A 15,393-nucleotide genomic window follows, 5' to 3' on the forward strand; every position below is an offset into this window, starting at 1 on the left:
CCCGGAGTATTCTCCTCTTCCAGCGGGTTTCAATTCCGCAATCACGCGCAATACACAGAATTCAGATGTGAATTGCTCCGCTCATGCTTTCTTTCCACCCGCCGAGTAGAGAAATGGCGCCTCGCTACGTATTTTCCATAGCCCCTGGCGCCCCCTTTCTGGGCGCCTTCACGCGGGCTCTGCTGGATGGCGCGCTCATCCCCGGCCTCTCGCGCGAGAGCGGGCCGCTGGCTCTGGCCGCCACCACCATTTATGTGCCGACACAGCGCGCCGCGCGGGCTTTGGCGGCGCAATTCTCCACCGCGATCGAGGCGCCGGCGGCGCTGCTGCCGCGCATCTTGCCGCTCGGCGATCTCGACGAGCAGGAGGCCGCCGCGCTGTTCCATGTCGATCTCGACTCCGGCGAGGCGGCGCAGGAGCAGGCGCTGGCGCCGGCGATAGAGGAGCTGGACCGGCGGCTGATCCTGGCCGAGCTGGTGCTGCAATGGGCGCGCGCCCTGCGCCACGCCATCGTCTCCATCGATTCGACCGGCGCAGTCGAGCACGACCCGCGCGAGATGCTGCTGATCGCCCCCTCCCCCGCCAGCGCCTATGCGCTCTCCGGCGAGCTGGCGCGGCTGATCGACGAATTCGCGATCGAGAAGCTGGAGGCGAGCGCGCTCGCCGGCCTCGCGGAGGAGGCCTATGACCGCTTCTTCGCGATCACCGCCAATTTTCTGAAAATCGCGCTCGAGGATTGGCCGAATATTCTCGGCGCCCGCGGCCTCATCGACCGCGCCGCGCGGCAGACCGCGCTGATCGAGGCGCAGATCGCGCATTTGGAGCGCGGCGGCGCGCGCGGCCCGGTGATCGCGCTCGGCTCCACCGGCGCACATCCGGCGACGGCGCGCCTTTTGGCGGCGATCGCCCGGCTGGAGCGCGGCGCGGTGATCCTGCCCGGCCTCGATCTCGAGCTGGACGAAGCCGCTTGGCGCAGGGTCGGCGACGATGGCGAGAGCGAGCGCGACGAGCCGAGCTTCACCCATCCGCAGACCCTGCTGAAGCGTCTCCTCTCCACGATCGGCGTCACGCGCGAGGAGGTCAGCCCCATCGGCTCCGCTCCGCCAGTGCTGCAGGCGCGGACGCGGCTGCTGGCCGAGGCGCTGCGCCCCGCCGATTGCACCGATTATTGGCGCGATTTCCGCGCCGCCGCGGCCGAGGGCTTCGCCGAAGCGCTCGCCGGCGTCTCCTTCATCGAGGCGGCGGACGAGCGCGAGGAGGCGCTGGCGCTCGCCCTTTCCATGCGCGAGGCGCTGGAGACGCCCGGCCGCACGGCGGCGCTCATCACGCCCGACCGCGACATCGCCCGCCGCGTCTGCGCCGAGCTGGCGCGCTGGGGCGTGGAGGTCGACGATTCGGCCGGCCGACCGTTGGGCGCGACGCCGATCGGCGCTCTGGCCCGGCTCATCGCCGCCACGGCGGAGGACGGCGCCTCGGCCATCGACGCCGCCGCTCTGCTCGCCCATCCGCTGACGCGCTTCGGCCTCGAGCGCGCGGAGATCGATCGCCTCGCCCCGCTGGTCGAGATCGCCGTGCTGCGCAATGTCGAGAGCGGCGGCAGCTTCGCCGCAATGGCCGCGCCGGCGCGCCGGCTCGCCGAGGAGACGCACGCCCATCCGGCGCTGAAGCGCATCAACGAGGAGGATTGGCGCGCGATCGAGGATCTGCTCGCTCGTCTCGACGAAGCGCTTCTTCCCCTCGCCGCGCTCACGCCGGAGGCGCGCCTCGCCGAGCGCGCGCGCGCCCATGCGCTGGCGCTGGAGCAAATCGCCGGCGAAACGCCCGCCGGCGAGGGCGTCGAGCAATTGCTGCAGCTCTTCGACGCTCTGGAGGCGTCGGACAGCGGGCTCGTCTTCGACGCAGCAGGCTACGCCTCCTTCTTCGATCGCCTCGCCTTCGAGGCGAGCGCGCCCAGCCCGCGCCACGCGCATCCGCGCCTCAAGATTCTCGGCCTGCTGGAGGCGCGCCTGCTCGACGCCGATCTCGCACTGCTGGCCGGGCTCGACGAGACGATCTGGCCGCCGCAGGCCGAATCCGGCGCCTTTCTCAATCGCGCCATGCGCCGGCAATTGGGCCTCTCGCCGCCGGAGCGCCGCATCGGCCAGACGGCGCATGACTTCGCCATGGCCTTCGGCGCGGCGGAAGTCGTCGTCAGCCGCGCGAAAAAGCGCGATGGCGCGCCGACCGTGGCGTCTCGCCTCATCGCGCGATTGGCGGCGCTCTCGGGCGAGGCTTTCGCCGCCTGCAAGGCGCGCGGCGATGAAAAATGCGCGCTCGCCGCCGCGCTGGATCGCCCGCAGGAGATTCGCGCCATATCGCGCCCGCTGCCGCGCCCGCCCGTGGAGCTGCGGCCGACGCGGCTCAGCGTCACGCGCATCGAAAAGCTGCGCCGCGATCCTTATTCCGTCTTCGCCGAATCTATTCTGCGCCTGCCGCCCTTGGCGCCGCTCGGCGCGCCCAAGGGCGTGCGCGAGATCGGCGTCGCGATCCATGCGGCGCTGGCGAAATTCCAGGAGGCGCATCCCAAAGGCCCACTGCCGGAAGACGCGCGCGCGCTGCTCGTCGAGATCGCGCGCGCGGAGCTCGGCGAGTTCCTGGACGATCCATCCTTTCTCGCCTTCGATTGGCCGCGCATAGAGGCCGGGCTCGATCACGCGCTCGCATTCGAGCGCGAGCGCCGCGAGCAGGCGCGCGAGATTTACATCGAGAAAGGCGCCGGCTGGAAGCTGACGCTCGCCGACGGCAGCGTCTTCACCCTCTCCTGCGTCGCCGATCGCATAGAGGTGAATGCGAGCGGCGAAGCTTTCGTCTTCGATTACAAGACCGGCAATCCGCCGACCGCCTCACAGGTCGGCGCCGGCTTCTCGCCGCAGCTCACATTGGAGGCGGCGATGATCGAGGCCGGCGCCTTCGACTCCATCGGCGCGCCGCGCGTCGCCGGCGCCGCCTATGTGCGGCTCGGCGGCAAGACCGGCGGCGAAACGCAATGGCTGAAATTCAAGGACAAGGGTTTCGGCGACGTCGTCGCCGAGCATCGCGCCAATCTCTTCGTGCTGCTGAATCAGTTTCGTCTCGCCGACACGCCCTATCCCTCGCGGCCATGGGTGGAGTTCGCCTCGCGCTACAGCGATTACGACCATCTCGCGCGCGTGAAGGAATGGTCGCGCGAGGGCGGCGGCGGAGAGGAGTGACGCTTCGCCGCGAAGCTGCGAAGCGTTCACCCTGTTCTTTGACGCTTCGGCAAGGAGTCGGCGGCCGATTTTCGGCGCTCCCGATTCGGACGCGGTTTGTGCGCCTCTCGTGCCGCAATTCCATTTTCGGGACCACGCGAAGAGGCCGACGATTCACCACTCGCTAAGCCTATGAAGACGATGATGGGCCGAGCCGCGAAGACACCGCATTTACGAAGCCTTCGCCATGATGATTGACGCTTCGGCAAGGAATCGGCTGCCAATTTTCGGCGCTCCCGATTCGGACGCGGTTTGTGCGCGTCTCGTGCCGCAATTCCAGTTTCGGGACCACGCGAAACGGCCGACGATTCACCACTCGCTAAGCCTGTGAAGGCGGCGACGCGCCGAGCCGCGAAGACATCGCATTTACGAAGCCTTCGCCATGATGATTGACGCTTCGGCAAGGAACCGACGCCCCATTTTCGGCGCTCCCGATTCGGACAGGGTTTGTGCGCCTCTCGTGCCGCAATTCCATTTTCGGGACCACGCGAAGAGGCCGACGATTCATTACTCGCTAAGCCTATGAAGGCGGCGACGCGCCGAGCCGCGAAGAGACGGCATTTACGAAGCCTTCGCCATGAAGATTGACGCTTCGGCAAGGAATGGACGCACCATTTTCGGCGCTCCCGATTCGGACAGGGTTTGTGCGCGTCTCGTGCTGCAATTCCACTTTCGGGACGGCGGAAGCGGCGCCGCATTCACTTTTCGCTGAGCCCATCGACGCGACATGCCGCGCCTCGCGCGCGCCGGCGATGCCGGACACGGGGGCGTCGCGCCGCTTCCAATGCCCCAAAATGACGCTTGCGCCGTCCCTTGGGTCATAGATTAGACCCGAGAAACAGGAGGGCTCGTCCAGTGAGAGAGTCGAAGCGCAAGGACGTGTTGCTGACCGCGGCGGAATGCGCGGAGCGCATCGGCGTCACCGTTCGCGGTCTCAGAACCTATGAGCAGCGCGGCCTGCTGACGCCGGCCCGCTCGGCGAAGGGCTGGAGGCTGTACGGCGAAAAGGAGATCGCCCGTCTCCACGAAGTGCTCGCTCTGAAGCGCTTCGGCCTCAGCCTCTCGCGCATTGCCGCGCTGCTCGAGGGGCGCGCGGTCGATCTCGATCGAACACTGGAAATGCAGCAGTCGGCGCTCGCCGAACAACGCCAGCGCATCGACGAGAAGCTGGCGCTCGTCGATGCCGCCCGAACGAAGCTCTCCAAGGGCGGGACGCTCTCGCTCGACGAACTCATAACGCTCGCAAAGGAGACGACCATGACGCAGACATCGCTCGACCTGATCGCGCAGCGCCGCTACGAGCAGGCGCGCCCGCGCAAGACGACACCCGTAAATCCAGAAATCTATGATCGCTATGTCGGCGCCTATCGCTTCGACGCCATCGGGGGCGGGATAAAAATCACGCGCGTCGCCGACCGGCTCTTCGGTCAGGTGACCGGGCAGGCCGCCTATGAGATTTTTCCAGAAAGCGAGACCGAGTTCTTTCTCAAGATCATCCCGGCTCAGCTCGTCTTTTCCATAGACAGCGACCAATCAGTGAATGCGCTGACGATCCATCAGAACGGCGTCGAGCTGGTCGCGCGGCGGATCGACGAAGCGGAGGCCGAGCGTGCGGCGGAGGAGCTGACGCGCAGAATCCGCGATAATCGGCCGCAGCCGGACAGCGAAGAGGCGATCCGCCGAACGATCGACGAAGCCCGGCGCGGAGAGATCGACTCCGCGCGCATGACGGAGCCGCTCGCCACATTGGCGCGCGAGCGAGCGGAGGCGGTCGCGGAGGAGCTCTCGGCGAAAGGCGCGCTCGGGGAGATTCGCTTCGTCGGCGTCGGCGTGGACGGCTGGGACGTCTATCGCGCGCAATTCGAAAAAAGCGAGACCGAATGGCGCATCGACCTCGCCCCGGACGGCCGGGTCAGAGGTCTTTTCTTCCGCAATGCGCCTTGAGAGGCCCCCGAGCCGCGCCGCCAGGGCGGGCTCCGGCGCGACCACGGCGACAGCGGCGTGGCCGCGGCCGCGACGCGGCGTTCACCATGATGATTGACGCTTCGGCAAGGAATCGGCGGCCGATTTTCGACGCTCCCGATTCGGAATTGTATTGTTCTCGTCTCGTGCCGCCGCTCTCATTTCGGGACGACGGAAACGGTCATCGGATTCACTTTCGGCTAAGCCTATCGACGCGGCTTCCCGCGCATCGCGCATGGCGACGAGTGAAAATCGAGGACACGAAGTCTTCACCACACTTCTTGACGTTTCGGCAAGGAATCGGCCGCCGATTTTCGGCGCCCCCGATTCGGACGGGCTTTGTCCACCTCTCGTGCCATTCTTCCCGCTTCGGGACGACGCCGCGCAGCCGAAGATTCACGTCTCGCTAAGCAAAAGATCGGAGCCGGGGGCGGCGACCGCCTTCGATAGCGGTCAAACTACATTTCTTGTATGGTTTCCCGAAACGGCCTTCGATCCTCATAAACGCCGGATCGACGCGCAGCATTCGAACATTGGCGAGGAATTTGAAAATGGCTCTCGAAGGGTCGGATAAAAGCTATCGCAATCGCATCATCTTCGCGAGCCTCGTCGGCACGACGATCGAATTCTTCGATTTCTACATCTACGCCACCGCCGCCGTGTCGGTGTTTCCGCTCTTGTTCTTCCCCGCCGGCGCAGGCAGCGCGGCGCTGCTCGCCTCCATGGCGACATTCGGCGTCGCCTTTGTCGCGCGGCCGATCGGCTCGGTCCTCTTCGGCCATTTCGGCGATCGCGTGGGGCGCAAGGCGACGCTCGTCGGCTCGCTGCTGCTGATGGGTCTCGCCACTTTCGCCATCGGCCTTCTGCCGACCTATCATCAGATCGGCCTGTTCGCGCCGGTCCTGCTCACTATTTTCCGCTTCAGCCAGGGCGTCGGCCTCGGCGGCGAATGGTCCGGCGCCGCTCTGCTCGCCACCGAGACGGCCGACAAGGGCAAGCGCGCCTGGGCGGCCATGTGGCCGCAGCTCGGCGCGCCTTTCGGATTCATTCTCGCCAATGGATTCTTCCTGACGCTCACCATTCTCTTCGCCTTCGATTCCACACGCGCGACGCCGGACGAGCATTTCCTCGCCTGGGGCTGGCGGCTGCCCTTTCTGCTCTCCATTCTGCTCGTCACGCTCGGCCTCTATGTGCGCTTGAAGCTGCATGAGACGCCGGTCTTCGCGCGCGCATTGGAGCGCGGCGAGAAATTGAAATCGCCGCTCGCCCATGTGTTTCGCAACAATGCGAAAGAGCTTCTGCTCGGCACTTTCATCATGGTCGCGACCTATGGTCTCTTCTATCTGATGACGACGTGGATTCTCTCCTATGGCATAGGCAAGATCGCGCTCGGCAATCTCGGCATAGGCTATCGCGATTTTCTCGTGCTGCAGCTCATTTCCGTGCTGTTCTTCGCCGGCTTCATCCCTGTCTCGGGGCATCTCGCCGACAGGATCGGCCGCCGCAAGCTGCTGCTGATCGTGACGAGTGGCATTGTGCTGTTCGGCCTCTCCTTCCGCTTCTTCCTCTCCAAGGATCTCATCGGCACAGGCGAGAGCGCCAATCACGGACTCATTCTCGTCTTCCTCAGCATAGGCATGTCGCTGATGGGCCTCACCTTCGGGCCGATGTCGGCCATATTGCCGGAGCTTTTCCCCACCAACACGCGCTATACGGGCTCGGGCGTCTCCTATAATCTCGCGTCCATCCTCGGCGCGGCGCTGACGCCCTTTGTGGCGACATGGATCGCGCAAAATTACGGAGCGGAATCGGTCGGCCTCTATCTCGCCGCGCTCGGCGCCTCGACGATCATCGCGCTCCTCTTCACCAAGGAGACGAAGGCGACCGATCTCGACAGCATGATCGACGAGGCAATCGCCGAGAATATCGAGAAGACATCGCCTTGAGAGCGAGAGATGAGCGACAGACGCCCCATCGCCAAGGACACGCGGGAGCGGCAGCGGACCGCTTCCGACCCCGCGCAATCGGCCTGGGTGGCGGCCCATGCGGGCTCGGGCAAGACGCATGTTCTCTCGCAGCGCGTGGTGCGTCTGCTGCTGGCCGGCGCGCCGCCGTCGCGCATTCTCTGCCTCACCTACACAAAGGCCGCAGCCGCCAATATGGCGGCGCGCATTTTCGATATTCTCGCCGGCTGGGCGCTGCTCGACGATGAAGCGCTGACCGCCGCCATTCTCGCCACCGGCGCGCCGCAGCCCTCGCGCGCGGAGCTCGTCTTCGCGCGGCGCCTGTTCGCGCGCACGGTGGAGACGCCGGGCGGGCTGAAGATTCAGACGATCCACGCCTTTTGCGAGAGGATTCTGCATCTCTTTCCCTTCGAGGCCAATGTCGCGGCGTCCTTCCGCGTGCTCGACGATCTCGAGCGCGCCGAGCTTTTGGAGCGCGCGCGGCGCCAAACGCTCGCCCGCGCCGTGCTGGACGAAGGCGAATTGCGCGCGGCGCTGGAGACGGTGTCGCGGCTCTGCTCCGGCGGCGGCTTCGACGAGCTGATCGCGGAGCTGCTTGGCCATCGCGCGGCGCATCGCAATCTCTCGTCCGGCGATTATGCGGAATTGCTGCGCGAACGCTTAGGGCTGCGCGAAAGCGAGACGCTCGAGGCGGTGGAGCGGGCGATTATCGAGGGCGGGATAGCGCCGCGCGATTGGAATGGAATTGCGCAAGCGCTGAGCGGCGGCGGCGCGAATGATGGGAAGCTCGCGACGCAATTGACGATCGCCGCGGGGCTCATAGGCCCCCTCCCCGGCCCTCCCCCGCTGCGCGGGAGAGGGGGTGCCAACGATCAGCTCAGCGCATGCGTCGAAGAATATCTCGCGGTCTTCTTCAAAAAGGACGGCGAGCCGCGCGGGCTCGGCAAGCAGAAGATCATTTCCGCCGCGCTTCAAAAGCAGCAGCCCGCATTGCTCGCGCGGCTCGAGGAGGAGCGCGATCGGCTCGTCGCGCTGGTGGAGAAACGCAAGGCCGCGGCCGCCTTCGATCGCTCCATGGCGCTGGCGCGGATCGGCGACGCCATTCTCTCCGCCTATGAGCGGATGAAGAGCAATCGCGGCCTCTTCGATTTCGACGATCTCATCGAGCGCACGCGCCGGCTGTTTCAAAGCTCGAGCCCGTCCTGGGTGCTCTACAAGCTCGACTCGCGCATCGATCATATTCTCGTCGACGAGGCGCAGGACACGAGCGCGGCGCAATGGGACATATTGGCCGCGCTCGCCGATGAATTCTGCGCCGGCGCCGGCGCCACGCGGCGCATCCGCACCTTCTTCGCCGTGGGCGACGAGAAGCAGTCGATCTTCTCCTTTCAAGGCGCCGCGCCGGAGAAATTCGACGCCATGCGCCGCGATTTCGAGCGCCGTTTCCGCGACGCCGAGCTCCGCTTCCAGCCTGTGCGGCTGACGCGCTCCTTCCGCTCCTCGCCGCAAGTGCTCGGCGCGGTGGATATTGTCTTCTCGGTCGAGGAGAACAGGCGCGGCCTTTCGGCGGACCGCGAGGAGCCCGCGCCCGTGCACGAAGCGTGGAAGAGCGACGTGTCCGGCCTCGTCGAAATATGGGAGCCGGAATCGTCCCAGGGCGCGGAGACGCCGGAGGATTGGCGCCTGCCGCTCGATTATGTGAACGAGGCCGGCCCGCCGGCGCGGCTCGCGCGCAAGATCGCGCGCAAGGTGAAGGCGCTGCTCGCGCCGCAGAATGGCGAATGCGTCGAGGACAGAGGCGCGATGCGCCCCGTGCGGCCCGGCGACGTGATGATATTGGTGCGCAAGCGCGACGCTTTTTTCGAAGGCGTCATTCGCGCGCTGAAGGCGGAGGCGATTCCCGTCGCCGGAGCCGATCGTCTCGATCTCTCCGGCCATATTGCGGTGATGGATCTCGTCGCGCTCGGCCGCGTCGCGCTGCTGCGCGAGGATGATCTCACCTTGGCGACGCTGCTGAAATCGCCGCTCTTCGGCTTCACCGATGATGATCTCATCGCCCTCGCGCCCAAGCGCGAAGGCGCGCTCATCGATGCGCTCGCCGCCTCGCCGGAGCCGGCGCATAGAGAGGCGGCGGCGCGCGTCGAAGCCTGGGCGCGCGAGGCGCGCATACGCGCGCCATTCGATTTCTACAGCCATATTCTCAGCGCCGGCGGCGGGCGCGAGAGACTGGTCGGGCGGCTCGGCCAGGAGGCCAATGACGCGATCGATGAGTTTTTGCGCCTCGCGCTCACCTTCGAGCGCGAGCAGGCGCAGGGCCTCGCCGGATTTTTGGCGAGCGTCGAGAGCCTGCAGCTCTCCGTCAAGCGCGACATGGAGGCGGCCGGCGACGCCGTGCGCGTGATGACCGTGCACGCCTCCAAAGGGCTGGAGGCGAAGATCGTCTTTTTGCCGGACACTTGCGGCGGCCCCTCCGGCCGGCATGATCCGAAGATCTTTCGGCTCGGCGAGGAGGATGGCGCGACGCTGGTCTGGTCCAGCGCTATGGCCGCCGATCCGCCCGCCGTGGCCAGCGCGCGCGAGGCGCTGCGCGAGGCGGCGCGAGAGGAGCATCGCAGGCTGCTCTATGTGGCGCTGACGCGCGCCGAGGAACGGCTCTATGTCGGCGGCTTCCACGGGCCGGCGGGGCGCGGCGCCGGCTGCTGGTACGACGCGATCCGCAACGCGCTCGAGCCCGCCTGCGACAGCGCGCCGGACGCGCTGGACGAGACGAAGCAGATTTTGCGCTATGGCGTCACGGCGCATGGCGCGACGGCGGCGAACGAGACGCGAGAGGCCGCGGCGACCATCGTCCCGCTTTATGCGCGCACGCCGGCGCCGGAGGAGCGCGCGCCGGCCCCGCCCTTGCGGCCGGCGACGGCGCTGGCGGCTGCCGATCCTTTCGCCGGCGAGGAGACCGCAGCGCCGACGCGGCGCGACCGCGAGCGTCTGCTGGTCGGCCGGCTCACCCATACGCTGCTGCAACGCCTGCCGGACACGCCGCCGGAGCGGCGCGTCGAGGCGGCGCTGCGCTTTCTGGAGCTGCGCGCCGCCCCGCTCGACGCCGCGCAGCGCCAGGGGCTCGTCGCCGCCGTGCTCGCGGTGATCGGCCACGCCTCGCTCGCGCCTTTGTTCGGGCCGGGCTCGGCGCCGGAGGTGGAGATCGTCGCGAAGCTCGACAGCCCGCGCGGCGAGATCGCCATTTGCGGCCGCATCGACCGGCTCGCCGAGACAGAAACCGACGTCATCGTCGCCGATTTCAAGACCGGCGCGCCGCGCCATCCGGCGACGCCCGCGCAATTGCGCCAGCTCGCCGTCTATCGCGCCGCGGCGCGACGGCTCTATCCGCACAAAAATGTGCGCTGCGCGCTGATCTTCACGCAGAGCGCCACGATAGAGGAGCCGGAGCCGGAGGCGCTCGACGCCGCGCTGGAGGAGATTTTGCGGGAGGTTTGAGACGAGGGAAAAGCCGGACGCGCTTTCGCCGCGATTTCACGCTAGCTTTCGTCACAATTGTCGACGCGCGCATTGGGACGATAGACCATGGAGATCGACCGCGGGGATCGCATCGCCCCGCCGCCTTCGCCGGAAAGAAGCCGCGTCTGGATCGGCGCGCTCGTCGCGATTTTGGCCGCGCTCGGGCTCGCTGTCGTCATCGCGCCGGAGCTCGGCGACTTTCTGCGCCGCGAGGCCTATGCGGCGGCGAGCGCTGTCGGCGCGCCGACCCCGGCCGACGAATATGCGCCCGTCTACGCCCGGCTCGAGATGGAGCCGCTGCGGGCCGGCCTCGTCGCCTCGCCCAAAATTTCCGCGCCACTCGCCAAGCTGCTGCGCGAGCCCTGCGACAAGCGCGCGATCACGGCTCTCGCCGAGGCGCTGATCGTCGAAGGCGAGGAGCGCGTCGCCGCGCGCGGCTACAGCGGCTTCGCCGCGGCCTGCCCGGACAGCGCGATCGAGAAGGGCCGCGCCGGCGAATTGTTCCTGCGCATAGGCGATGCGGAGGGCGCGCTGAAAATCGCCGATGCGCTGATCTCAGAGCAGCCGATCCAGCCGGATTTCCATTATCTGCGCGGGCGGACGCTCTTCGCCGCCAAGCGCTATGACGCGGCGATCGGCGAATATAAGACGGCGATCGAATTGTTCCACGATCGCGCCAAAGTGCATGAGCGACTGTTCGTCGAGCTGGCCAACGCCTATGTCGCCGTGGGCAAGCCTTGCGACGCGGCCTTCACGCTGTTTTCCTGGATCGCGCTCGATCCGACGCGGCGCGGCACGCCGGGCGCGCGCAAGCGCGTCGAGGAATATGGCGCGCTCGGCTGCCGCAATCTGCCCGCCTTCGACGAGCCGAAGAAATTGTAAGGGATTTCGGACCCGGGAACGATCGAAATGAAATTTCCCTCATGCTGAGCGCCTGAAAGGCGCGTCTCGAAGCGCGAGGGAAATTTCACGCGGCGGCTTCTGGAGCCCCCCCCTCGCGCTTCGAGACGGCCACTTCGCGACCTCCTCAGCATGAGGGCGAGAGCGTTGCTTTGTTTACAGCTTGCCGACGACGACGAGGCGCTTGATCTCGCCGCGCTCGAAAGCGCGCAGGAAAGCGGCGTAATTCTTGAACGACACGCAGCCATTGGAGTCGCCGCGCGCGCCGAGCATGTAAGTATGCGCGAGCAGGCCGGCGCGGCCGAAGATCGCGCCCTCGCCGCCGACCGGCGTCAAGCGAATCGCGCGCACGCCATGGAACAGGCTCTCGCGGAAGGTGAGATCGTAAGTATGCGGCGGCGTGACGCCGCGCATGCGCACATGGGCGAAGCGCGGATCGTCGAATTTGTCGCCGAGGCCCGAATGCGCCTCGAGACGCGTGCCGTCCGGCAGATAGACCGTATGCGCGCTGATGTCGTAGACGGCGGTCTGATTGTCATAGGCCGTCGTCGGATTGCCGCGCGTCACATTGCGCAGGCCGTCGAAGAGCCCGGTCTCCGGCGCCGCATAGGCGAGCGCCTTGCCGGTGGGCTGCAGCGGGCCGAAGACTTTCTCGAAGAAGGAGGGGCTGCTCTCCTCTTCCCCGGACGGCGCGGAGGCGGTCTTTCGCGCGCTGCGAATGGTCGGCAGATGGACGCGCAGGCCGAATTCGGAGGGGCGCGGCGGCGGCAGCGGCGCGCTGTCTTCTTCCGCTTCCGCGACCTGCTGCTCGAGGCCCGCGTCCTTGCGGGCGGGCGGCGTCGGCGCGGCCACGGGCGCCAGCGGAGGCGTCGGCAGGGATTGCGGCGCCTCGAGCGCGGCGACGACCGTCTTGGGCGCCGCATGGGAGCGCAGATCGCCGACCAGCACTCCGAAGGGAATGGAGAAGGAGGGCGACTCGATCGAGGCCGTCGTCTCCTCGGGGCTGTCTATCGTGAGCGCGGCGGCCGCGGACGGCTCGGGCTTCTGCTCGGCGCTGCGCATCGCGAGACCCGCCAGTCCGCCCACGGTGAGGGCGCCGGCGAGAAAAAGAGTCGAGAACAGAATGCGGCGAGAGATTTCACGGCGAGGCAATGAATTGGAAGAGCATCGTTCACCGGGATTCTTACGCATCCACCCCCACTTTCGGAAGGACTTCCGTTACACACACTGTCGAAGCGTCTCTATGAGCGAGCCGCTCGACTACGCCACACGCGCCCGGAATGAAGCTTCTTCTCTCCGATCCCGAGCATTGTTCGAGAAACTGAAGTTACAATTTGGCGGTTTTTTGTCCGCGCTACGTAGCTTCAGCGCAAGTATTCGCAAGCTCGACTTCTCGGACCTTTCGGTTCGACCAACGCGAGCTTCACTGACCATGGAGGTGAATTACGCCGCAATATAGTAAACATTTTCGTAAATCCTTCGCATAATCTCGGCGACCGAAATGCGACGCAGGAACGCGTGCGCCGGGCGCGCTTTCCCTCTATAGTCTCGGCGACAAAGGGAGCTTCGCATGAGCGGAGACAGCGCCAATTCGCATTTGGCCAATTCGCATTTGGACCGCGTGCGCTCGGTGGTCGCGGACGAGACCGCGCCGGCGCGCTCGGCGGTCGCCGCCTCCTGGCGCCGCTGCGTCACGCTGCATAAGCTCGATCCGGCGGCGAGCCTCGCGCCCGCCATTCTCACCGCCGCGGAATTGCGCGAGTCGCGCGAGAGGCTGGAGCCGCTGGCGCGCGTCGCGCAGAGCGTGATGGAACGGCTCTCGGCCGCCATCGGCGATCTCGGCTGCTGCGTTCTTCTGGCCGATGCGCGCGGCGTTCCGCTGGAACGCCGCGGCGCCCCTGCGGACGCCGAGATTTTCGACCGACGCGGATTGCGGACCGGCGCGCGATGGAGCGAGGCGCATCAGGGCACCAACGCCATCGGCGCCTGCATCGTCGAGGAGCGCGCGCTGACGATCCATCGCGACCAGCATTTTCACGCCCAGAACACCGGGCTGAGCTGCACGGCCGCGCCGATCTTCGATCATTTGGGACGGCTGGCGGCGGCGCTCGACGTCTCCTCCTGCCGCGAGACCTTGGCCGACGGGCTGACCAATCTACTCTCCGTCGCCGTCGTCGACGCCGCGCGCACGATAGAGGCGCTGAACTTCCGCCGCGCTTTCGCCGAGGCGCGCATTCTGCTCTCGCCGCAGGCCGATCGAAACGCCGCCTCGCTGATCGCCGTCGACCGGCACGATCTCGTCATCGGCGCGACGCGCGCGGCGCGGCTCGAGCTCGGCGTCACCGATGCGCGCATAGCGGCGCAGCTGCCGGCCGCCGATCTGCTGAGCGGCGCCGGCGAGACCGAGCCGCAGAACGGAGAGCCGCAGCGAAGCGAGCTGGAAGACGCCGAGCGCGGCGCCATTCGCCGCGCCCTCGCCCGCGCCAATGGCAATGTGACCGCCGCCGCGCGCCTGCTCGGCGTCAGCCGCGCCACTCTGCATCGCAAGCTCGGGCGGCTCGGATTGTCGCAGGGACCGGGGTGAGAGCTATTTCATCTCGAACACGTAACGCACGCATAGCCTGACGAGCACATAAAAGAAAACAAAAACCGGTAAAAACAGCGCCAAGAGCGACACGTCCGCATAAACCGACAGAAGCACCCACGATACGAAATTGAGCGCCGTCGCGCCCATGTAGAATGTGGTGCGGTCGACTTCTATTTTTTTCAAATCACATCTCCCAATATTTTTTGATGCTATTCGGGTCTATTTCGGTGAACGCTTTTGAAAAAAGCTCGTTGCTGATTTGACCATTCTGAAATTTATCCAAGATGACGATCTTTATCTTGCGCATTTCCTCGAGCAGCGAAACATACAATGCGGTCGCTGCGGTGACGATCAAGAACAGCGCGACGCCCCCGCCCACAGGAAGCTTGCCGTATCGCGCTTCGATGCCCTCGAATATCGCGCCTTTTCCCGACATGCGGCTCAAGGTCGTCTTGGCCCCGGCTTTGGCCATCTCGGCGCCTCCCTTCGCCTTGAGCGCCTCTTTCATACCGGCGGCGATGGCCCCGGATCCCGCGCCCACCCCGATGAACTTCAGCGCGGTGACGACGCGCTGCATGCTCTGATATGAACGAATGAGCTCTTCGGGCGATCGCGCCATTTCCGCGTACCAGGAGCGGAATTCTTGAATCTCGATCACACGGGCTGATATGAGCGCGAAAAATTGCGACGACTTTTGTTCCGACGACGGAAAATGCGCATGGGCGCTCTGTAAAATCTGATTGCCGAAGCGGCGCCGCTCGAAATGATCCGCGATGACGGGCATCGAATAAAGGCATGTCGTGACCGACAATGCGCCGGGAGGATTGTCCTCCGTGAGGCGGAAGTCGATCGAAAACAAATTGCACAGATTCCGCAATCTCGCGGCTTCGCCTGGGTTCAAAGGCATGATCGCCTCCCCTCGAAAATCGACGTTGAAAATCTCGTCCCGCATCTTCCCGGATCATTCGCGGTCACGCCGAAGACGCGTCCGCCAGCCTCGCCGAGAGGGGAACAACTAATCAAAACAATGTGAACTTTTGAGGCGCGGCGGCATGGCTCCGATACGGGCTTTCCCTGTCGCCTCGCGCGTGGAATTCGGGCCAGAGCCGTCGCTGTGACGTCTTCGCCCGCCCCGATTGTCGCAAATCTGCGACACCTCGGGCCGGTTCATGCGTTCTCCCTCTGGCGCCGCCGGCGG

General features: G+C 66.2%; 9 protein-coding genes. 6 read left to right on the plus strand and 3 right to left on the minus strand.

From position 1 onward, the window contains the following. Positions 1-113 precede the first annotated feature (113 nt). The 5 genes from addB (at position 114) to K369_RS16825 (ending at position 11,590) form a co-directional block, all read left to right on the plus strand. Complete coding sequence (gene addB / locus K369_RS16800; RefSeq protein WP_036292596.1) at positions 114-3,230, plus strand: double-strand break repair protein AddB; 3,117 nt, start codon at positions 114-116, stop codon at positions 3,228-3,230. A gap of 894 nt (positions 3,231-4,124) precedes the next feature. Beyond that, a complete protein-coding gene (locus K369_RS16810; RefSeq protein ID WP_036292600.1) occupies positions 4,125-5,213 on the plus strand; it encodes a MerR family transcriptional regulator in 1,089 nt (362 codons plus the stop codon). Between the two features lie 569 nt (positions 5,214-5,782). Continuing rightward, positions 5,783-7,177 (plus strand): MFS transporter, encoded by a 1,395-nt coding sequence (locus tag K369_RS16815; protein WP_036292602.1) that lies wholly within the window; start codon positions 5,783-5,785, stop codon positions 7,175-7,177. A gap of 9 nt (positions 7,178-7,186) precedes the next feature. Next, positions 7,187-10,687: a double-strand break repair helicase AddA gene (gene addA / locus K369_RS16820; RefSeq protein WP_036292604.1), complete on the plus strand. Its 3,501-nt coding sequence runs from the start codon at positions 7,187-7,189 to the stop codon at positions 10,685-10,687. Between the two features lie 87 nt (positions 10,688-10,774). Further along, positions 10,775-11,590 carry a lipopolysaccharide assembly protein LapB gene (locus tag K369_RS16825; RefSeq protein WP_036292606.1) on the plus strand — a complete coding sequence of 272 codons (816 nt, stop codon included), beginning with the start codon at positions 10,775-10,777 and terminating at the stop codon, positions 11,588-11,590. A 174-nt stretch (positions 11,591-11,764) separates the two neighbouring features. On the opposite strand, the gene K369_RS16830 is transcribed toward K369_RS16825, so the two are convergent. Next, positions 11,765-12,760, minus strand: coding sequence for a DUF2778 domain-containing protein (locus K369_RS16830; RefSeq protein WP_051949350.1), 996 nt, complete (start codon positions 12,758-12,760; stop codon positions 11,765-11,767). A gap of 418 nt (positions 12,761-13,178) precedes the next feature. On the opposite strand from K369_RS16830, the gene K369_RS16835 reads away from it, so the two are divergent. Next, positions 13,179-14,192 (plus strand): helix-turn-helix domain-containing protein, encoded by a 1,014-nt coding sequence (locus tag K369_RS16835; RefSeq protein WP_051949351.1) that lies wholly within the window; start codon positions 13,179-13,181, stop codon positions 14,190-14,192. A gap of 3 nt (positions 14,193-14,195) precedes the next feature. Here the strand turns inward: K369_RS16835 and K369_RS16840 are convergent, their stop codons facing one another. Continuing rightward, on the minus strand, positions 14,196-14,378 hold the full coding sequence (locus tag K369_RS16840; RefSeq protein WP_036292608.1) for a hypothetical protein: 183 nt from the start codon (positions 14,376-14,378) through the stop codon (positions 14,196-14,198). Position 14,379: 1 nt separating this feature from the next. Then, positions 14,380-15,147 carry a hypothetical protein gene (locus K369_RS16845; protein ID WP_036292610.1) on the minus strand — a complete coding sequence of 256 codons (768 nt, stop codon included), beginning with the start codon at positions 15,145-15,147 and terminating at the stop codon, positions 14,380-14,382. Positions 15,148-15,393: the final 246 nt, after the last annotated feature.

The organism is Methylosinus sp. PW1, assembly GCF_000745215.1.
GTDB lineage: Bacteria > Pseudomonadota > Alphaproteobacteria > Rhizobiales > Beijerinckiaceae > Methylosinus.

Bases quoted from the DNA above. Each gene is read 5' to 3' on its own strand.
- addB (WP_036292596.1), top strand. From the start codon at position 114: ATGGCGCCTCGCTACGTATTTTCCATAGCCCCTGGCGCCCCCTTTCTG.
- K369_RS16815 (WP_036292602.1), top strand. From the start codon at position 5,783: ATGGCTCTCGAAGGGTCGGATAAAAGCTATCGCAATCGCATCATCTTC.
- addA (WP_036292604.1), top strand. From the start codon at position 7,187: ATGAGCGACAGACGCCCCATCGCCAAGGACACGCGGGAGCGGCAGCGG.
- K369_RS16825 (WP_036292606.1), top strand. From the start codon at position 10,775: ATGGAGATCGACCGCGGGGATCGCATCGCCCCGCCGCCTTCGCCGGAA.
- K369_RS16835 (WP_051949351.1), top strand. From the start codon at position 13,179: ATGAGCGGAGACAGCGCCAATTCGCATTTGGCCAATTCGCATTTGGAC.
- K369_RS16845 (WP_036292610.1), bottom strand. From the start codon at position 15,147: ATGCGGGACGAGATTTTCAACGTCGATTTTCGAGGGGAGGCGATCATG.